The sequence below is a fragment of the Mycolicibacterium vaccae NBRC 14118 = CIP 105934 genome (assembly GCF_001552715.1).
Taxonomy (GTDB): Bacteria; Actinomycetota; Actinomycetes; order Mycobacteriales; family Mycobacteriaceae; genus Mycobacterium; species Mycobacterium vaccae.
Genome location: NZ_BCRS01000069.1, coordinates 1 through 19,181, shown reverse-complemented (window position 1 = coordinate 19,181; position 19,181 = coordinate 1). Strand labels below are relative to the sequence as shown.

Genomic DNA, 19,181 nt, shown 5'->3' with positions numbered 1-19,181 from the left:
CCGGCGATCCGCCGAACTCATCGGGTGCGTCCGCAGTGCTATTTTTTCTCAGTGCCGGGTAACTGGGGATCGATCCTGACGGAGCTCATTCCGCTCGCGTTGGTGATCGCGCTGTCACCGCTGTCGATCATCCCGGCGGTGCTGGTGCTGCGCAGCGCGCACCCCCGCCCGACGGGCCTGGCGTTCCTGGCCGGCTGGTTGCTCGGTCTGACCGTGCTCACCGGCCTGTTCCTACAGCTGTCCAGCCTGATCGGTGGTGGTGGCGGGCACCCGCCCGGCTGGGCGTCGTGGCTGCGCGTCGTCGTCGGTGCCGCGCTGATCGCGTTCGGCGCCTACCGCTGGATCATGCGCAGGAAGTCCGAGCACATGCCGGGATGGCTGACCAGGATGAGCGCGCTGACACCGGGCAAGGCCGGTGGGATGGCCGTGGCGCTGACCGTACTCAACCCCAAGGTGCTGTTGATCTGTGTCGCAGCGGGTTTGGCGATCGGTTCGGCCGGCCTGACGTCGCCATCGGTGTGGTTTGCGGTGATCTGGTTCGTCGCGGTCGCGGGCGTGACCGTCGCAGCGCCGATCCTGGGTTACGCGATCTCCGGTCAGCGACTGGACCCGGCGCTCACCCGGCTCAACGAGTGGATGGAACGCCAGCACGCCGCGCTGCTCGCGGCGATCCTCGTCGTCATCGGTGCGATGGTGCTGTACAAGGGAATTCACGCCCTACTCGGGTAGGCCGAGTTCGTCGGCGCTGGCGGTCAGATACCGCGTGACGGTCGGAGCGACGAGCCGGACCACCTCCTCGGCCGGCAGCTCCGACAGCGGCGCCACGTTCATCACGTAACGCAGCAGCGCAGTGCCCACCAGGCTGCTCGCCGCCAGCATGGCGCGCAGACGGGCGTGCGGGCCGCCGCCGAGTTGACCGGCCACCGCAGTCAGCACATAGTGCTGCATGAAATTCCGAAACGCTTCGTGGGCATCGGTATTCGAGGTTGCCGACGTGAGCATCACCCGCATCGACTCCGCACTCTCCGGGGACTCCCAGATCCCGAGATAGGTGCGCACCATCCTGGTCCCGATGTCGGCGTCGTCCCCGTCGGCCCCGGCCAGCGCCGCCACCAGTACCTCGGGATCGATGATCAGTCGCAGCGATTCACGGAACAGCTGCTCCTTGGAGCCGAACAGGTACAGCACCATCGACGGGTCGACCCCGGCCTCGTCGGCGATCGCGCGCAGCGTCGTCTTCTCGTAGCCGTCCTTCGCGAAGCGCAGTTTGGCCACCGCGAGCACCGTGTCCTTCGACACCGGTCCACCCTGACGGCGCCCCCGGCGCTTGGTCGTTTCGGCTGATCGCGGCACGCGCCGACCGTACCACTTTTCAATGGCTATTGAATTAACCCCATGGCGGGTTTACGCTGCGAGCATTAATTCAACGCTGAATGAAAAGAGGCTCGTCATGACCTCGACACGCTCGCGCTCCGAACTGTCCGCCCCTGCCCGCGCCGCAGGCATCGTCGTGGCCGTCACGGTGGTCCTGGCGATCCTGACGCTCGCGTTCGCGCTGCCCGCCGTCCACACCGGACCCCGCGACGTGCCCATCGGCGTCGCGGGCACCGCCGACGCGGCCGCCCGGCTCACCGGGATGCTGGACCAGAACGCGCCGGGGGCGTTCGCGGTGACCGCTTACCCCGACCGTGCCGCGCTCACCGACGCAATCGGCGACCGCGACGTCTACGGCGGCTTCGCGCTGCCGTCCGGGCCGGGCGAGCCGGTCACCCTGCTGATCGCCTCCGGCGGCAGTCCGGCTGTCGCGCAGCTGCTCACCCAACTCGGCGCCCAGATGGGTACACGCGCCAACCTGCCGGTGCAGACCGTGGACCTGGCACCGATGCCGGACCGCGACCCGCGCGGCGCCGGACTCGCGGCCTCGGCGTTGCCGCTGTCCCTGGCCGGGCTGCTGCCCGCCGTCGCACTGCTGCTGGTGCTGCCGCGGGAGCCGTGGACACGGCTCGTCGCCGCGGTCGTCTTCTCCGGGGTTGCCGGAGTGACGATCGCCGCGCTGCTGCGGTTCGTGTTCGGGTCCGTCGACGACAACTTCTGGGGCGTCGCCGCAGGCCTGACCCTGGGGGTCGCGGCCGCCCTACTCGCCATCCTGGGCCTGGGCTCCCTGTTCGGCAGGGCCGGGCTGGTGACCGGCGCGCTGCTGGCCGTGCTGGTCGGTAACCCGTTGTCGGGTCTGGCCACGGCGCCGGAGATGCTGCCCGCCGGTTGGGGGCAGTTCGGCCAGCTGCTGCCCCAGGGCGCCACGGCCACGCTGTTGCGGTCGACGGCCGCATTCGGGGGCGCCGGCGCCTCCACCGCCGTCCTCGTCCTCACCTGCTGGGCCGTGGCCGGCACCGCACTCGTCGTGGCCGCCGCCGTTCGCGACAGCAGGAACAACGCCGGCGTGACTTAGGATCGTGCGGCGTGGGACTCGAAGACCGGGAATCGATGCGCATCCTCCGTGACGCGTTCGACTTCGACCGTGGGTCCGATCGGCTGATCGCCGACTTCTACCTCCGCTGGTTCTCCGCCGACCTGTCCGCGCGTGACCTCTTCCCGCCCGACATGCACAAGCAGCGCGAAGCGTTCTCCCAGGCGATGTGCTGGCTGTGCGACCAACTCATCGCACAGCGCGCCGAGGAGCCGGTCGCCTTCCTGGCCCAGCTCGGCCGCGACCACCGCAAATACGGTGTCACCCAAGCGCATTACGCGACCCTGCAGCCGGCGCTGCTCACCACGTTGCGCACAGCGCTGGCCGACCAGTGGGACCGGCGGCTGGCCGAGGCCGTCGACGACGTCGTCCAGCTCGTCGTCGGGGTGATGAGCGGCGCCGCGGACGCCGAGACCATCCCGCCGTTCTGCGACGGCACCGTGCTCGAACACCTGCGGCCCACCCGCGACGTCTCGGTGATCCGGCTGAAGATGGATCACCCGCTGGGCTACCACCCTGGCCAGTACGTGCCCGTGCAGGTGCCGCAGTGGCCACGCCGGTGGCGCTACCTGAGTCCGGCGATCCCGGCCGATCCCCAGGGCTATGTCGAGTTCCACGTCCGCTCGGTGCCCGGAGGAATGGTCAGCACCGCGGTCGTCGGCGAGACCCGGCCGGGAGACCGGTGGCGGGTGGCCACCCCGCACGGTGCGATGGAGATCGACCGGGCCGGCGGCGACGTGCTGATGGTGGCCGGGAGCACCGGGCTGGCACCGCTACGCACGCTGATCATGGACCTGACCCGGTTCGGGGAGAACCCGCGGGTGCATCTGTTCTTCGGCGCGAAATACCCGTGCGAGCTGTACGACCTGCGCACCCTGTGGGAGATCGCGTCCGTCAACCCCTGGCTGTCGGTGACGCCGGTCTCGGAGTTGAACTTCGACCCGCCGTGGGCCGCGGACTATCCGGACGTCACCCCGCCTCGCGGGCTGCACGTGCGCCAGACCGGCCTGCTGCCCGAGGTCGTCACCCGGTACGGCAACTGGGGTGACCGCCAGATCCTGCTGTGCGGGCGACCGGAGATGGTGCGGGCGACGAAGGCCGCGCTGATCGCCAAAGGCGCCCCGGCGGACCGGATCCAGCACGATCCGCTGGCCAGCTGAGACCCCCGTGGCAGGATCGCAATCATGGACCAGTTCGAAACCGTCACGCTGCGTGATCCGTCGTCACCGCTGACCGCCACCTATGTTCCGGGGGCCGGAATGGTGGCCACGTCCCTGTCCGACGACGGAGTCGAACTGCTCGGTCAGCGCCGCGGACTGTATGCCTATGTGTCCAACCACAAGACCATGGGCATCCCCATCCTCTACCCCTGGGCCAACCGTCTGAGCAGCAACGGTTACGGCGTCGACGGGGCGGTGGTGACGCTGACCCCGGGCACCGGCGGGGTGCGCACCGACGAGCACGGGGTGCCGATTCACGGCATCCTGGCCGCCTACCCGGACTGGACGGTGACGACGCTGCTGGAATCGCAGCTGACCGCCGAGCTGGACTTCGCGGCACGGCCGGGGTTGCTGGCCAGCTACCCGTTCCCGCATCTGCTGACCCTCGACGTCACGCTGCTCGACCGGACCCTGACGGTCACCACCACGGTCACCGCGACCACGGGGGCGCGGGTGCCGATGTGCTTCGGATTCCACCCCTACCTGCAGCTGCCCGACGTCCCGCGGGCGCAGTGGACACTTGAGACACCCGCCATGCGCTACCGCCCGGTCAATGCGTGGGGCATCCCGACCGGTGTCGGGGAGCAGCGCCCGGCAGGTTCAGAAGTGCTGGGCGACAAGGTGATCGACGACGGTTACGACGAGGTCGCCCCGGGTTCGAGGTTTGCGCTCTCCGGTGGTGACCGGCGTATCGAAGTGTACTTCGACGAGGGTTTCACCGCGGCACAGGTTTTCGCGCCGGGCAACGACGACGTGGTGTGCTTCGAGCCGATGGCCGCACCCACCGACGCACTGCGCCGCGGCGGCTACCACGAGGTGCACCCCGGCGAGTCCGCGGTGTCCCGGTTCCGGATCAAGGTCGCCTGACCCCCATACGCCGAAATCGCATTCCATGCGGCGATAGCTCGGAAACGGCCGCGCGGAATGCGATTTCGGCGGGTTCCTACCGCTGGTTACGCGGTTGCCACACCACCAGAGCGGTGCTCTTGGGGCGGGGCTGGGCCCGTAGTTGTTCCACTTCCTGACTGAGTTCTTTGACCCTGGCCTGCAGCGCCTCGACCTGATTGGTCAGCTCGATGATGCGCTTGATCCCGGCGAGGTTGACGCCTTCGTCCTGTGACAACCGCTGCACTTCGCGCAGCAGCTCGACGTCACGTTGCGAATAGCGCCGCCCCCCACCGGAACTGCGTTGCGGACTGACCAGTCCGAGCCGGTCGTAGGTCCGCAGGGTCTGGGCGTGCATGCCGGCCAGTTCGGCGGCCACCGAGATCAGGAACGTCCTGGCCTCATTGTTGCGGCCGGAACGGCTGGCACTCACAACGCACCGGCCCATCCCGCCCGCGGGTCGAATCCGCCGGCGCGTTCGGCTTTCGCGTACGCCTCCAATGCCTCCACCGCCTCACCCTCGAGGTTCGGCGGCACCGCCACCTTCACGGTGACGAGCAGGTCGCCGTGTCCTCCGGAGCGCTTCGGGACCCCGCGGCCCCGCACCCTCAGGATGCGACCGTCAGAGGTGCCCTTCGGCACCCGGACCCCGACCTTGCCTTCCAGTGTCGGCACGGAAAGCGTTGTTCCCAATGCCAATTCGTGGAAGCTGACCGGCACGGTCACCGTCAGGTCGTCCCCGTTGCGGCCGAAGACCTTGTCCGGGCGGACGTGGACGGTCACGTACAGGTCACCCGAGGGCGCCCCCCGCAATCCGGCCTCGCCCTGACCGGCCAGCCTGATGCGCTGGCCGTCCTCCACGCCGGGAGGAATCCGCACGTTGATGGTGCGCGTGCGGGTGGTCACCCCGGTGCCCCGGCACTCCTCACACGGGTGCTCGATGATCGACCCGCTGCCACGGCATTCCGTGCACGGCTCGGAGAACCCGAACGCGCCCTGGTTCCGGCTGACGACGCCGGCGCCGTTGCAGTTGGGGCACACCTTGGGGCTGGTTCCCGGGCGCGCACCGCTGCCGTGGCAGTTCGTGCACGGGGCCGGGCTGGTCAGCCGCAACGGCATCGCCACGCCCTTGGTCGCCTCCAGGAAGCTCAGCTCCGTCTCGGTTTCCAGGTCGTTGCCCCGGCGCGGCCGGGTCGGACGGGGCTGTTGGGCCCCTCGGCCGAAGAGGCCGCCGAACAGGTCACCGATGTTCGCGCCGCCGGCCTGGCCGGCGGCGTCGAACAGATCGTTGAGGTTGAACTCCTGGCCTTCGCCGCCGAAGCCGCCGAAGCCCCCGCCGCCACCGCTGTAGCGGCCGCGACCGAACCCGCCGCCTGCGAACAGCCGGCGGGTCTCGTCGTACTCCTTGCGCTTGGCGGGATCGGTCAGCACCTCTTTGGCCTCGGAAGCGGCCTTGTAGCGCTCCTCGGCCTCGGCGTTTCCCGGATTACGGTCGGGGTGGTTCTCCGCGAGGATCTTGCGGGCGGCCCGCTTGATCTCCTTCTCGTCGGCATCGGAAGCGACGCCGAGCACTTTGTAGAAGTCCTTCTCAACCCACTCGCGTTGGGCCATTTCGCGTCACCTCCTTACCTGGTGGTCACTGTTGTCTGTCGATTCTCATGATTCTGCGGGCTGTTCGGGCTCCGCGTCGGCTTTGTCGGAATCGGACGCGCCGGGCTCGGTGTCGACGACGCCCACCATCGCGTGGCGGACCACCTGATCGCCGACCTTGTAGCCACGTCGCATCACCATGCCGAGGACCGGATGTGTGCCGTCGCCCTCGTGCTGCACTGCCTCGTGCAGCTCGGGGTCGAACACGTCGCCCTCCTCGCCGAAGCTGGTGAGCCCCAACCCCTCAAGGGTCGTGACGATCTTGTCCGCGACGGCCTTGAGCGGCCCGGACTCCAGATCTCCGTGGCTGCGCGCCCGGTCGAGGTCATCGAGCACGGGCAGCAGCTGACTGATCACCGTGGCTTTGGCCCGGTCCGCGATCAACTGCTGGTCGCGCAGCGACCGCTTGCGGTAGTTGGCGAACTCGGCCTGCACACGTTGGAGGTCGGCGAGCAGCTCGGCCTCCTTGCCGGACTCCTTGCCCGGCTCCTCGGCGGGTTCAGCGGCCGGCGCGGCCGGCGCCGGCCCACTGGGGGCCGGCCCGGCTGCCTCACGCACCTGCCCGGTCTCCGGGTCGATGCGCCGCTTGTCCGTGACCGTGATGGGTTCCTCTTCTCTCACCCGGTCGTGATCGTTTGCGCTCACTTGCGCTCCTGGTCGTCCTCAACCACCTCGGCGTCGACCACGTCGTCGTTGGACGAACCGGACGAGCCGGCGGCACCGCCCGCTCCACCTGCGGCCTGGTCGGCCTGAGTGGCCTCGTAGATCGCCTGGCCCAGGGCCTGGCTCTCCTCGCCGAGCTTCTCCATCGCCGACTTGATGGCGCCGATGTCGGTGCCGGCAAGTGCGGTCTTGGCGTCGGCGATCGCGGTGTCGACCTTGGCCAGCGTCTCCTCGGGAACCTTGGATCCGCCTTCGGCTTCACGCTGCTCCTTGACGAACTTCTCCGTCTGGTAGACCAGCGACTCGGCCTGGTTGCGGACGTCGGCCTCTTCGCGACGCTTACGGTCCTCGTCGGCGTGCGCCTCGGCGTCCTTGATCATCCGGTCGATCTCCTCCTTGGACAGGCCGGAGCCTTCCTGGATCTTGATCGTGTTCTCCTTGCCGGTGCCCTTGTCCTTGGCGGTCACGTGCACGATGCCGTTGGCGTCGATGTCGAAGGTGACCTCGATCTGCGGGACACCGCGCGGGGCCGGCGGGATGCCGGTCAGCTCGAAGGAACCGAGCAGCTTGTTGTGCGCGGCGATCTCACGCTCGCCCTGGAACACCTGGATCTGCACCGACGGCTGGTTGTCGTCGGCCGTGGTGAAGGTCTCCGAGCGCTTGGTCGGGATCGTGGTGTTGCGTTCGATGAGCTTGGTCATCACGCCGCCCTTGGTCTCGATACCGAGCGAGAGCGGGGTGACGTCAAGCAGCAGAACGTCTTTGACCTCACCCTTGAGCACACCGGCCTGCAGGGCGGCGCCGACGGCGACGACCTCGTCCGGGTTGACGCCCTTGTTGGGCTCCTGGCCGCCGGTCATCTCCTTGACCAGATCGGAGACCGCGGGCATGCGCGTGGAACCACCGACCAGCACGACGTGGTCGATGTCGCCGACGGCGATGCCGGCGTCCTTGATCACCTGCTGGAACGGCTTACGGGTGCGGTCCAGCAGATCCTGGGTGATGCGCTGGAACTCGGCGCGCGTGAGCTGTTCGTCGAGGAACAGCGGGTTCTTGTCCGCGTCGACGGTGATGTAGGGCAGGTTGATCGAGGTGCTCTGCGAGCTCGACAGCTCGATCTTGGCCTTCTCGGCCGCTTCCCGCAGCCGCTGCATCGCCATCTTGTCCTTGGTCAGGTCGATGCCGCTGGTGCCCTTGAACTTGTCGACGAGCCATTCGACGATCCGGTCGTCCCAGTCGTCGCCGCCGAGGTGGTTGTCACCGGAGGTGGCACGCACCTCGACCACGCCCTCGCCGATCTCCAGCAGGGACACGTCGAACGTGCCGCCGCCGAGGTCGAAGACCAGGATGGTCTGCTCTTTCTCACCCTTGTCGAGCCCGTAGGCCAGCGCGGCCGCGGTCGGCTCGTTGACGATGCGCAGCACGTTGAGGCCGGCGATCTGGCCGGCTTCCTTGGTGGCCTGACGCTGCGCGTCGTTGAAGTACGCCGGCACGGTGATGACCGCGTCGGTGATGTCCTCCCCCAGGTAGCTCTCGGCGTCGCGCTTGAGCTTCATCAGCACGCGCGCGCTGATCTCCTGCGGGGTGTAGTCCTTGCCGTCGATTTCGACGGTCCAGTCCGAACCCATGTGCCGCTTGACCGACCGGATGGTCCGGTCGACGTTGGTCACCGCCTGGTTCTTGGCGGGTTGGCCGACCAGCACCTCGCCGTTGCGCGCGAACGCGACGACCGACGGGGTGGTCCGGGAACCCTCTGAGTTCGCGACGACCACGGGGTCGCCACCTTCGAGCACTGCGACCACGGAGTTGGTGGTCCCGAGGTCGATACCGACCGCACGAGCCATGGTTACTGCCTCCTGATTAGACGATCTTGTTTTGAGCCAAGCCGACTCAAGCCTGCTCTGTCGACACGGCGGTGTCAACTGAAACTTGAGTGTAGGTGACTCAACTGTCAGAAGGGTTAACGGGGTACCGCAAAAATTTGTTCCCCCGCGGTTCCCGGCACAGCGAAGGGTCGGCCCTTCGCCTCAGATCGCGGACGACTACGCGTCCGGCGCGGACCCGAAGACGAACCGGCGGCCGGTCACGCTGCCGGGGCGGATCCGCACGAAGCGGGTCGGCTCCGGCGTCGGCCAGGACACCAGGCCCGCACCCTCGGCATCGGCGATCTCGTCCTCGTCGCGCAGGGAACGTGCGGTCCCCTTGACGATCACGCTCCACCCTTCGGGCTGCCGGTAGTCGTCGGCCTCGAAGAGAACCTCTTTGCTCGTCACCGCCGAGGACAGCTTCGTGCCTTCGGCGGTACGGAACAGCACGGTGCGGTCATCGACGACGAAATTCACCGGGAAGATGTGTGCTTCGCCGTCGACGGTGGTGACCAGCCGCCCGATCTTCTCGCCGGCGAGCAGATCCCAGCACTCCGAGGTGGGCAGGATCGAGAAGGGCTCGCGCGCTTGCGACATGGGCGTGATGTTAGGCCGCCTGCATCCCGGATTCCATACCGCCACGCTCGCAGCACGACACCGCGAGTCACATCCGTCACTCCGGTCTCATCCTGCGTAGGCTGGATGCGATGAGACCTCAGGTGGCTTTGGCCGGGACGGCGCTGATGTGCGCCGTCGCGCTGATGGGGTGCCAGTCCTCGATCGACGGCACCGCCACCCGGGGCCCCGACTCCGACTCCCACACCGAACCGGACTTCCCGACCCCACGGCAGACCAGGCCCACCGCGCCGCCGTCGACGACCCCGTCCGCCCCGCCGGCCCCTCCCACGACACCCGGGCCGCCGGGCGGTGCGGTGCTGCAACCGCAGAACGGCTACGTGTTCATCCAGACCAAAACGGGCAAGACGCGCTGCCAGCTCAACACCCGGGAGGTGGGCTGTGAATCGGCGTTCACCAACGCGCCGGAGATCGACGGGCTGCCGGCCAACGGGGTCCGCCTCAGCGCCGACGGCGACCTGAGCTGGGTGGTCGGCAATCTCGGGGACATCCCGGCGACCACCCTCGACTACCGCAGCTACTCGGCGGTGGGCTGGACCATCGACGCCGACCAGAACGGCACCCGCTTCACCAACGACCGCACCGGCCACGGCATGGTGATCAGCGTGGAGGGCGTCGAGAGCTTCTGAGACGTTTGGCGTCGTATGCGTTCCGGGAACAGCAGGCGGGTGCGGACATTGGAGAAGAAGCAGTCATGACCGTCGCGCAGCGCGAGCGGGCCGCCCTGGTGGCGACGTTCCGTGAGGTTTCCCCCGATGCCCCGACGTTGTGCGACGGATGGGACGTGCGCGACCTGACCGCCCACCTCGTCGTCCGGGAACGACGGCTGGACGCGGCGCCGGGCATCATGATCCCGGCGTTCGCCGGCTACACCGAGCGGGTGCAGGACCAGGTCGCCGCGTCCACCGACTGGGATGTGCTGCTGTCACTGGTCGCCGACGGTCCCCCGCTGTACTCGCCGTTCAAGCTGCTCGACCCGATCGCCAACGTCGCCGAGATGTTCATCCACCACGAGGACGTGCGCCGGGCCCGCCCGGAGTGGGAGCCCCGGCCTCTCGACGAGCAGACCACCTCGGCGCTGCGCAGGCCGATTGCGATGATGGCCCGGATGACACTGCGTAAGGCGCCTGCCCGGGTGGTGTTGCGCACCCCGCAGGGCGAGACCGTGGCCACCGCAGGACGCGGCCCGGAGGTCACCGTCACCGGGGATCCCGGCGAGCTGCTGATGTTCGCCGCCGGCCGCGACCAGGCCCGGGTGAGCCTCGACGGATCCGCCGACCTGGTCGCCGCGGTCAAGGGCGCCCGCGGCGGGCTGTGAGCCTAGGCTGGACGACCGTGGCCCCGACACACGCTCCCGACTTCCGCATCTTCGTCGAACCGCAGCAGGGCGCGAGCTACGCCGACCAGCTCGCCGTCGCGCGGACGGCCGAGGCGGCCGGCTTCTCGGCGTTCTTCCGCTCCGACCACTACGTCGCGATGGCCGGTGACGGCCTGCCCGGACCGACCGATTCCTGGGTGACGCTGGCCGGGATCGCGCGCGAGACGTCGACGATCCGGCTGGGCACGATGGTCACCTCGGCCACCTTCCGCTACCCGGGCCCGCTGGCGATCTCGGTCGCGCAGGTCGACGAGATGAGCGGTGGCCGGGTGGAATTCGGTATCGGCGCCGGCTGGTTCGAGGCCGAGCACAAGGCGTATGCGATCCCGTTCCCGCCGCTGGGCGAACGCTTCGACCGGCTCACCGAACAGCTGGAGATCCTCACCGGCCTGTGGGGCACCGCGCCGGGTGAGACCTTCGACTACACCGGCAAGCACTACGCCATCACCGACTCCCCCGCGCTGCCGAAACCGGCGCAGCGCCCCCATCCCCCGATCATCATCGGAGGCGGCGGCGCGAAGCGGACCCCGGCGCTGGCGGCCCGGTTCGCCGACGAGTTCAACATCCCGTTCGTCCCGCTGGACACGCTGACCGAGCAGTACGCCCGGGTGGCGGCCGCGGTCGAGAACGCGGGCCGGCCCGCGGACTCACTGACCTACTCGGCGGCCTTCGTGGTGTGCGTCGGCCGGGACGAGTCCGAGATCACCCGCCGCGCCGACGCGATCGGCCGCGAGGTCGGCGAACTGCGCTCCAACTCCCCGATGGTGGGCACCCCCGAGGAGGTCGCCGACAAGCTGGGCCCGTTCCTGCAGGCCGGCGTCCAGCGGGTCTACCTGCAGGTTCTGGACATGTCGGACCTCGATCACGTCGAGTTCATCGCCGAGCAAATCATCCCCCGCATCGGCTGACCACGCGGCCGGAGCGCGCCCGCGGCTACTATCGGTGCCCGTGAACAGCCGGGACCGTGACGACGCGCCAGAGGAGCCGCCCGTCGCGTGGCACAACCGAACGTCGACCCTGCTCGCGGCGAGCGTCGCAGGCCTCGCGGCGATCGCGCTGGTCATCACGCTGATCTCCTATGTCGCGCGGCAGTTCGGCGAACCCGAGCAGGCCCCGCTGTACTACGTGCCGCCGGCCTCGACGACCAGCACGACGAAGAAGTCGGGGACAGCGACCACCTCATCAGGGACGGCGACCACCTCGTCGACGGTCACCAGCACGAGCCCGCCGATGACCACCGACATCAACCCCGACACCACGACGGTCACGGAGTCGACGCCGACCACCACCAGGAGCACCCGGCCGCCCCGCACCCGCGAGACCGAGGACGGCGAGACGTCGACGTCGCGCAGCCGCCCCCGGACCAACGTGACACGCACTCTCAACCCGGTTCCGTAGCGGACCCGCGGCCTACTATCGGATCCCGTGGCCCGATACGGCGATTCCGACGATCAGAACTACTACTCCGACGACGAGCCGACCCAGCTCAGCGACTACGGGACGGGTGGAGAATACGGCTACGGCCAGCCCCCACCCGAGGACGGCGCCGCGACCCCCTGGTACCGCAAACCGGCGGCACTGGTGTCGTTGGGCGCCGCCGGCGCGCTGCTGATCGCGCTGATCGTCTTCGGCCTGGCCCGCGCCATCACCGGCGATTCCGATCCCGAGACCGCGACGACCACCCCGCTGACCCCGCTGACCACGACGACGGCTCCCGCGGTGGCGCCGCCGGCCACGGTGACCGAGACCGCGACGGCCACCGACGAGCCCGTGACGACGACGGCCACCACCACCACCGAACCCACCACCACCACCACGACGACGACCACCACGCCGACCACCACCACGACGCCGAGCACCTCCGTCAGCACCAGTACCAGCACCGTCACCCAGACAGAGACGCAGACCGAGACGGTGACCGAGGCCCCGGCGCCGACCGAGCCCTAGCCGCCCGTCTCGAGTCGAGCCCGCGCGTACTCCGCGATCAGCGCTTCGGCGCTGCGCACCGCGGCCCGGCAGGCCCGCGCGGTGAACGGGTCGTTGAGCGGATGTTCGGCGCGCCTGCGCCAGCGTTGGGCCGCGGCGAACGCGGCCCGCGGGCCGTCGTCGGGGGCCTCGGGTGACAGCCCCAGCCTGCTGGCCCCGTCGGTGCCCGACCCGCCGATCAACCGCCGCAGCGAGGCCATCTCATCGTCGTTGAGAGTTGTGCGCCGAGAACGCAATTGGCTCAGCAGCCGCAGTTCCTCGAACGCGTGGGTGTCGGCCAGCAGCGGCTCGATGTCGGCGAGGATGCGCGGGGTTCCGTAGATCGGGTTCTGCTGGACGAACTGGCGCAGCGACAGCAGCGCGGTGTGTGCCTTGAGCAGATCGGAGCGTTGCGCGAACTGCTGGTCGATCACCTCGCGCAGCGCGAGCAGCCCGCTGCGCTCGAGCAGTTCGTCGGCCAGCGCCACCGAGTCGCCGACCCCGGCCCGCAGCGCCGCGATCGCGATCCGCACACCGAACATCCCGAACCGGTCCAGCAGTTCGACTCTGGTCGCCGCGCCGACCGGCAACTGCGGATCCTCGCGCGCGAACCGGTCCACCGACAGCATCGCCTTGGCCAGCTCGGCCGGCTCCATCTCGGAGAGCTTCTTGAGCGCGACGAACTCGTTCTGCCGCAGGGTCCGCGCGGTCAGCGCGAGCAGCCCCGACACCGGTACGACGGCCTGGCAGATGCCGGTGCGTTCCAGCTCCGCGGTGAAGCGCTGTGCGACGTCCTTGGCCGACATCATCGCGTCGATCCGGCCGGCGCCGATCTCGTCGGCCCGCGAGGCCACACCGATCACGCCGAGCGCGCCGGCCGACCCCCCGACCAGCTGGCCGATCTGTTTGAGCAGCGCGATGTCGGCGGCGTTGAGGGTGCGCAGCAGGAACACCACCGCGTCGACGCGGGGCACCCCGTCGTCGGGCACCAGCAGGCGCAGCGTGCGGGCCGAGACGTCCCGGGACAACGACGACGTGCCCGGGGTGTCGATGATCGTCGCGTCGATCAGTTCGGCCGCGGGCCATTCCACGTCGAGGTCCACCACGGCGTCCGCGTCCAGTCCCGCGAACTCGAAGGTCAAACCGCGGGCCGGGCCGGTCCGTCCGCGGATGACGGGCACGTTGGCGCGCCGTCCGCCGCGCAGATTGGCGGTCACCTTCGGGGTCGGGCCGTGCCGGAACCAGGTGACGATGCGCGTCGCCTCGGTCGCGTCGGTCGGTGCGATCTCGTCGCCGACGAGCGCGTTGACCAGCGTCGACTTACCGGACTTCAGGGTGCCGGCCAGCGCGATGCGGATCGGTTCGTTGAGCCGGCGCCCGATCCGCTCGAGCTCGGCGTGCACGTCCGGCCGGGCGCGGTAGGCGGGGTCGGACCGGTAGGCGGCGATGGTGCCGCCCAGGATCGCCCGCACGTGGTCGCTGGTGCTCAGGGTTCACCGTCCGGGTCGCTCGGCTGCTGACCGTTCGAGCTTAGTGAGGCTGCGGGTCCGAGCCCTGCGCGTGGTCGAGGACCTGCCGCAGGATGCCGAGCTGCCGTTCGAGTTCCCTGACCCGGGCGGCGCGTTCGGTCTCCTCCAGCTTGGCCGCGGCGAGCGTGGCCTGCAGCGATTCGTTGAGCGAGCGCGTGGTCTGGTCGGCGATCGCACGGTAGTGGTCGCGCAGCTGACGCTGGATCCCCTTGAGCCGGTCCCGGGACTCCTTGCCGACGACGAACGCGACGTCGTCGACGAAGCGCCGGACGTTGGCCTTGGCCTCGCTGCGCACCCGCAGCATCCGGTTCTCCATGTCCTCCTTGTAGGCCTTGCGGCCCAGCACGAAGCCCGCGCCCAGCGACAACGGGTTGAACATGCCGAGCCCCGCGAAGGACGTCAGCATGCCGAACATCAGCACGCCGCCGTAGGAGCCCCGCATCCCGGTGACGACCTTGTGCCCGAACTTGAGCGGCTTGGCCTCCAGCTGGGCCACGGACCGGAACTCGCCGAAATCGGCGCCCATCTCGCGGGCATCGATCGACGGCATCCGCACCGCGTCCAGTCCGGCCTCGCGGAACGTGCGGGCGACTTCGGCGGCCAGCGCCTCGGCGCGCTGATAGGCCCAGACGAAGTTGTCGCCGACCGCGGTGGCGACAACGTCCTCCAGTTCGGCGCCGATCGCGGCCCAGTTCTGGGTGGGGTCGCAGCCGTCGATCACCTGCTCGGTGTGAAAGGTGATGGTGCGGAACCGGTGTCGCAGGTCGTGGTCGACGTCGGCGGTCAGGTCGGCGATACCGTCGGTGAGCACCTGCTGCCACAACGCGGTGTGCTGCAGTGCGTCCTGCGCCTCCTGCTTGCGCCGCTCCAGGTCGGCGGTCAGCCGTTCTCGGGTGTGTGGGTCGTTGAGCGCCGACAGTTCGGACTCGACGGCCAGTTTCAGGTGCTCGGCCGCCGCACGCACCTCGCCGACCACCTGCTCACGGACCCGGTCGCGGCGCCGGGCCAGCACCTCGTCGGACAGGAATTTCACCAGCGCCGGAAAGTTCGACTCCTCGTTGAGTTCCTTGTCGTTGAGCGCGACGGCGTGGCTGCGCAGTGTCGAGGACACCGGGACCAGCGGGGTGTCGATGCCGGCGCGCCGCAGGTGGGCGCGGTTGGCCTCGACCACCTGCCGCCAGTGCGGGTACAGGTCGGTCTTGGTCGCGACGAGCAACGCGACCGGGCAGATCTCCAGCGCCTGCCGGATGAACGTCATCTCCGGCTCGGTGAACTCCTGGCTGGTGTCGCTGATCATCAGCATCGCGTCGGCGTCGGGCAGCAGCCCCAGCGTCGCCGACAGGTGCGGCTGGCCGTGGCCGCCGACGCCCGGGGTGTCGACGAACGCGAGGCCCCCCTTGAGTAGCGGGCTCGGCGCGCTCACCTCGACGCGCAGCACCTCACGGCCGCCGGCCTGCGGCGCCCGCCGCAGGTCGGCGCCCAGGTCGGTGGTCGGGATCTCGACGAGCTCGGGTTCCTGGCCGTCGGGGCGGGCCACCACCAGCCGGGCCGAGGCCTGTTCGCCGTAGGACACGACGGTGGGCAACACGGTCGACTCGTCGTCCCCGACCCGCGCGACGGGCATGTTGAGCAGCGAGTTGAGCAGCAGACTCTTGCCCTGCTTGAGCTGCCCGGCGATCACCACCCGGATCTGCGGGTCGCCGAGGCGTGTCCTGGCCCGCTGGAGGCGGTCGGCCAGGTCGCCGCGCCCCTGGGCGTGCGCGATCTTGCCGGCGTGGTCGATCAGCTCGACGATCACCGAGTCGGCAGGCTGCGTCATGGTGCCTCTCTGGTTGCTGCGCGTGGTTCAACGGTAAGCGCGCCGACCGGCGGGAACCATGCGGTTCCCGCCGGCGGCGCGCAGGCGGATCAGAACGCGTCCAGAGCCGCCAGGGTGTCGTTGTGCGACGCGATGTCGGTGTCGATACCCGTCTCGATGCCGGTGACGTTGCCCGAGAACAGGTCGGTGTCGGTCACGTTGCCCGAGCCGACGTTCGATTCGAAGGTCGACGAGTTGTCCTCGAACCTGCTGTCGGTCGAGGTCGAGATGTCGGTCTGCACCGAGGTGTTCACCGAGCTGTCCTCGACATTGCGGCTGCCAAAGTCGCCGTCGATCTGGGTTCCGGTGTTGACGTCGTTGTCGGTGATGATGATGCCGCCACCGTTGCCCCCGGAGCCGCCGACCGCGTTCCCGCCGCCGATGCCGATCAGGCTGCCGCCACCGTCCGCGGCGCCGCCGTTGCCGCCGCTGGTGTCGACGTCGTTGAGCACCGGGGCGTCGTTGTCGGTGATCAGGTCACCGCCCGCGGTCTTCGAGTTGTCCTCGACCTCGTTGTCCTTGCCGACGACGACGTTGGAGCCGGAGCCTGCCAGGATGTCGCCGTTGCTGGTCGTATTGCCGTCGCCGAGCACGGCGCCGTCACCGCTGACGATGTCGCCGTCGTTGTCGCCGTCGACCACGACGCCGCCGTTGGTGGCGGTGTTGCTGGTCTTGTCACCGAAGGTGATGTCGCCGAAGCCGAGGTTGAACCCGCCGTTCTGGGCGTTGGCGCCGGCGTCCTGGACCGGGCTGGCCACCGGCACGTTGGTCTCCGGGGCGAAGGTCGGCGCCCACGAGGTCTGCGGGGAGAACGGAGAGGCGAAGTTGGACGCGAGCTGGTGGTGGTCGGCGACCGCGCGCTGCAGGCCGACGATCGGGTCACCGCCGCCGAGCGCGTAGCCGGCCGGGGCCGCGGTCGCGGCCACCGAAGCCAGCTGCGCGGCGGTCACGTTCGGCAGCCCGGCGTCACGCAGCGCGCCGTCCGGGTCGGCGATGAACGTCGCCGCCGACGCGGGGCTGCGGAAGAGGTCGAGGATGAAGTCGATGATGGCGTTCATGGCTTTGCCTTTCTTGGCCTTCTCTGGGTGTTTCGCCGGTTCCCCGGCGAACTGAACACCACGTTATGGAGTCCGCAGCACCCCGGAAACGGGGCTCGCTCCTATCCCCAGGCGGGGATCACTAGGGGTTCGGGGGCCTCCCCAATAGGGGATTAGGGGATGCGCCGGGGGCGGGCCGGGGATGCTGCTCCGGGACCGTGCACACGCAAAAAAACACCCGCAGGAACCTGGGCTCCTGCGGGTGTGGTGTCGCGTCGCGGGTCAGTCGAACAGGTCGAAACCCGAGGCCGTGTCGCCGTCGGGATCGCCTGCGTCGAACCCGGCGACGGGGTGCCAGTCCTCGCCGAGATCGAACGGGGCGACGGCCACGTCGATCGGCTCGTCGATCACCGGGTCCTGGACCTGCACCGTCGTCGGCACATCGAGCAGGTCGACGGTCTCCGGCGCGGCCTCCCCGACATCGACGATCACGCGCTGCGGCAGAATCTCGTCGGGCACGTCGAACGCGTCGAAGGCGGCGGTCGCCGCGCCACTGGTCCACACGTTGTCGGCGGGGCTGACCGTCGCGGTGTGCGCCAGCGACTCGGTGACTACCGGGATCAGGTTCTGCACGTCAGCGCTGGTCACCTCGGTCAGACCGGCGTCGGTGAGCGCCCGGGCGGGATCGGCCGCATAGCGTGCGGCGGCGTCGGGATCACGCACCAGCGTCATCACGAAATCCAGCAGAGCGTTGGCCATGGCTCGATGCTAGGCGCGCCGAACGCGTTCGGGATCGGTGAACAGCCCAACTCCGCGAAGCGGGCATTAGGGGATGGCCGATTAGGGGGTTGACGACATTAGGGGCAGGTTCCCCACCGACACGATCTCAGCCGCTAAGGTATTCAGCGGTCCAGACAGGAAAGAGCCCACATGACTGAACCGCTGGGGTTGTCGATCGGCATGACGAACCTGGTCGCGGCCCGCGTGGGTCGCCCGCCGGTGACGCGACGAGCCATCCTCAATCTCTTCGGCGACCGCCCGCCCGAGGTCGGTGCGCCGGCTGAGATCCCTGGCTACACCGAGCCCGCGCTGGTGCTGACGGGCTTCGTGGAACGGGTGGGCGATCCCGTCCCCCTGGTCGCCGCGGACGGTTCGGCCCACCGGGGCGAGCAGACGCTGGCCCAGGCTCTCGATGCCCTCGCACGGCTGGTCGACGGGGGCGCGCCGGTCACCGTCGCGGTACCCGCGCACTGGGGCCCCGGCACCGTCGGCGCGCTGCGCGGCGCACTCCGCGCCGTGCCGTACCTGTCGCCCGGCGGCGTCCCGCCCGCGCTGATACCGGACGCGACGGCGGCTCTCGCCGCGTTGCGCATGGCGCCGGGCCTGCCGAACCAGGGCGCGATCGTGCTGGTTGACCTCGGCGGCAGCGGCTCCAGCATCACCGTGGCGGACGCCGCGGCCGGCGGCGCGATCATCGGCCAGACCGTCCGCTACCCCGAGTTCTCGGGCGAGGCGATCGACCAGGCGCTGCTCGACCACGTGCTCGCCGGCATCGCGGCGGCCGAGAACCCCGATCCCGAAGGCACCGCGGGCACCGCGGCGGTCGGCCCGCTGGCGCGACTGCGCGACGAGTGCCGGGCGGCCAAGGAACGTCTCTCCGGCGAGACCGCCACCGCGGTCCCGGTCGCGCTGCCCGCGTTCACCTCCGACGTGCGGGTCACCCGGCCCGAACTCGAGCAGCTGATCGCCGAGCCGCTGACCGGACTGCTCGCCGCCATCGGGGACACGTTGCAGCGCAACGGCATTGCGCCCGGGGATGTTTCGGCTGTGGCCACCGTCGGCGGCGGTGCGGCCATCCCGCTGGTGACCCAGCGGCTGTCCGAACACCTTCGCGCACCGGTCATCACGACGCCGGCACCGGCGCTGGACGTCGCCGCAGGCGCGGCGCTGGTCGCCAACCAGGGCCTGGCCGCCGATGCGCCCACCGGGATGGCGCCCGCGGCCGATATGCCGACCGCGATGGGCCCC

At 69.6% G+C, this 19,181-nt stretch carries 20 protein-coding genes; 9 read left to right on the top strand and 11 right to left on the bottom strand.

Annotation, left to right across the window (positions count from 1 at the left end; genetic code table 11):
* Positions 1-51 precede the first annotated feature (51 nt).
* A complete protein-coding gene (locus MVA01S_RS14875; RefSeq protein ID WP_003932933.1) occupies positions 52-729 on the top strand; it encodes a GAP family protein in 678 nt (225 codons plus the stop codon).
* Here MVA01S_RS14875 and MVA01S_RS14870 read toward each other — a convergent pair.
* Positions 718-1,353: a TetR/AcrR family transcriptional regulator gene (locus MVA01S_RS14870; RefSeq protein WP_040542732.1), complete on the bottom strand. Its 636-nt coding sequence runs from the start codon at positions 1,351-1,353 to the stop codon at positions 718-720. The genes MVA01S_RS14875 and MVA01S_RS14870 overlap by 12 nt on opposite strands.
* 97 nt (positions 1,354-1,450) lie before the next feature.
* On the opposite strand from MVA01S_RS14870, the gene MVA01S_RS14865 reads away from it, so the two are divergent.
* The 3 genes from MVA01S_RS14865 to MVA01S_RS14855 are packed head-to-tail and all read left to right on the top strand — an operon-like array spanning position 1,451 to position 4,554.
* Positions 1,451-2,449, top strand: a complete 999-nt coding sequence (locus MVA01S_RS14865) for a hypothetical protein (RefSeq protein WP_060941622.1) — start codon at positions 1,451-1,453, stop codon at positions 2,447-2,449.
* An 11-nt stretch (positions 2,450-2,460) separates the two neighbouring features.
* Positions 2,461-3,627 carry an FAD-binding oxidoreductase gene (locus MVA01S_RS14860; RefSeq protein WP_003932937.1) on the top strand — a complete coding sequence of 389 codons (1,167 nt, stop codon included), beginning with the start codon at positions 2,461-2,463 and terminating at the stop codon, positions 3,625-3,627.
* A gap of 24 nt (positions 3,628-3,651) precedes the next feature.
* Positions 3,652-4,554, top strand: a complete 903-nt coding sequence (locus tag MVA01S_RS14855; protein ID WP_003932938.1) for an aldose 1-epimerase — start codon at positions 3,652-3,654, stop codon at positions 4,552-4,554.
* A 76-nt stretch (positions 4,555-4,630) separates the two neighbouring features.
* Here MVA01S_RS14855 and MVA01S_RS14850 read toward each other — a convergent pair whose 3' ends face one another.
* The 5 genes from MVA01S_RS14850 to MVA01S_RS14830 all read right to left on the bottom strand — a co-directional run bounded on the left by MVA01S_RS14850 (position 4,631) and on the right by MVA01S_RS14830 (position 9,347).
* Positions 4,631-5,020 (bottom strand): heat shock protein transcriptional repressor HspR, encoded by a 390-nt coding sequence (locus MVA01S_RS14850; RefSeq protein WP_169801756.1) that lies wholly within the window; start codon positions 5,018-5,020, stop codon positions 4,631-4,633.
* Positions 5,002-6,183: a molecular chaperone DnaJ gene (gene dnaJ, locus MVA01S_RS14845; RefSeq protein WP_003932940.1), complete on the bottom strand. Its 1,182-nt coding sequence runs from the start codon at positions 6,181-6,183 to the stop codon at positions 5,002-5,004. Before dnaJ ends, MVA01S_RS14850 begins: the two co-directional genes overlap by 19 nt.
* A gap of 45 nt (positions 6,184-6,228) precedes the next feature.
* Positions 6,229-6,867 (bottom strand): nucleotide exchange factor GrpE, encoded by a 639-nt coding sequence (gene grpE / locus MVA01S_RS14840; protein WP_003932941.1) that lies wholly within the window; start codon positions 6,865-6,867, stop codon positions 6,229-6,231.
* Positions 6,864-8,729, bottom strand: coding sequence for a molecular chaperone DnaK (dnaK, locus tag MVA01S_RS14835; protein ID WP_003932943.1), 1,866 nt, complete (start codon positions 8,727-8,729; stop codon positions 6,864-6,866). Before dnaK ends, grpE begins: the two co-directional genes overlap by 4 nt.
* Before the next feature lie 198 nt (positions 8,730-8,927).
* Positions 8,928-9,347, bottom strand: a complete 420-nt coding sequence (locus tag MVA01S_RS14830) for a pyridoxamine 5'-phosphate oxidase family protein (protein WP_003932944.1) — start codon at positions 9,345-9,347, stop codon at positions 8,928-8,930.
* Positions 9,348-9,457: 110 nt separating this feature from the next.
* On the opposite strand from MVA01S_RS14830, the gene MVA01S_RS14825 reads away from it, so the two are divergent.
* From MVA01S_RS14825 to MVA01S_RS14815, 3 genes are all read left to right on the top strand, one after another.
* Positions 9,458-10,015, top strand: a complete 558-nt coding sequence (locus MVA01S_RS14825) for a hypothetical protein (protein ID WP_040542737.1) — start codon at positions 9,458-9,460, stop codon at positions 10,013-10,015.
* A 65-nt stretch (positions 10,016-10,080) separates the two neighbouring features.
* Positions 10,081-10,704 (top strand): TIGR03085 family metal-binding protein, encoded by a 624-nt coding sequence (locus MVA01S_RS14820; RefSeq protein ID WP_003932946.1) that lies wholly within the window; start codon positions 10,081-10,083, stop codon positions 10,702-10,704.
* Between the two features lie 17 nt (positions 10,705-10,721).
* Positions 10,722-11,672, top strand: a complete 951-nt coding sequence (locus MVA01S_RS14815) for an LLM class F420-dependent oxidoreductase (RefSeq protein ID WP_003932947.1) — start codon at positions 10,722-10,724, stop codon at positions 11,670-11,672.
* A 213-nt stretch (positions 11,673-11,885) separates the two neighbouring features.
* On the opposite strand, the gene MVA01S_RS32300 is transcribed toward MVA01S_RS14815, so the two are convergent.
* On the bottom strand, positions 11,886-12,143 hold the full coding sequence (locus MVA01S_RS32300) for a hypothetical protein (RefSeq protein WP_003932948.1): 258 nt from the start codon (positions 12,141-12,143) through the stop codon (positions 11,886-11,888).
* 46 nt (positions 12,144-12,189) lie between these two features.
* Between MVA01S_RS32300 and MVA01S_RS14805 the strand changes: the two genes are divergently transcribed.
* Positions 12,190-12,711, top strand: a complete 522-nt coding sequence (locus MVA01S_RS14805; protein WP_003932949.1) for a hypothetical protein — start codon at positions 12,190-12,192, stop codon at positions 12,709-12,711.
* Here MVA01S_RS14805 and MVA01S_RS14800 read toward each other — a convergent pair.
* The 4 genes from MVA01S_RS14800 to MVA01S_RS14785 all read right to left on the bottom strand — a co-directional run bounded on the left by MVA01S_RS14800 (position 12,708) and on the right by MVA01S_RS14785 (position 17,912).
* On the bottom strand, positions 12,708-14,219 hold the full coding sequence (locus MVA01S_RS14800) for a dynamin family protein (RefSeq protein ID WP_040542740.1): 1,512 nt from the start codon (positions 14,217-14,219) through the stop codon (positions 12,708-12,710). The genes MVA01S_RS14805 and MVA01S_RS14800 overlap by 4 nt on opposite strands.
* 40 nt (positions 14,220-14,259) lie before the next feature.
* The gene (gene iniA / locus MVA01S_RS14795) at positions 14,260-16,077 is read right to left on the bottom strand and encodes an isoniazid-induced dynamin-like GTPase IniA (RefSeq protein WP_003932951.1); all 1,818 of its coding nucleotides are present in this window, start codon (positions 16,075-16,077) and stop codon (positions 14,260-14,262) included.
* Positions 16,078-16,166: 89 nt separating this feature from the next.
* Positions 16,167-17,174: an IniB N-terminal domain-containing protein gene (locus MVA01S_RS14790; protein ID WP_003932952.1), complete on the bottom strand. Its 1,008-nt coding sequence runs from the start codon at positions 17,172-17,174 to the stop codon at positions 16,167-16,169.
* A 261-nt stretch (positions 17,175-17,435) separates the two neighbouring features.
* Positions 17,436-17,912 (bottom strand): Rv0340 family IniB-related protein, encoded by a 477-nt coding sequence (locus MVA01S_RS14785; RefSeq protein WP_003932953.1) that lies wholly within the window; start codon positions 17,910-17,912, stop codon positions 17,436-17,438.
* Positions 17,913-18,083: 171 nt separating this feature from the next.
* On the opposite strand from MVA01S_RS14785, the gene MVA01S_RS14780 reads away from it, so the two are divergent.
* The coding region (locus MVA01S_RS14780; protein ID WP_159426325.1) for an Hsp70 family protein at positions 18,084-19,181 on the top strand (1,098 nt) is incomplete at its 3' end.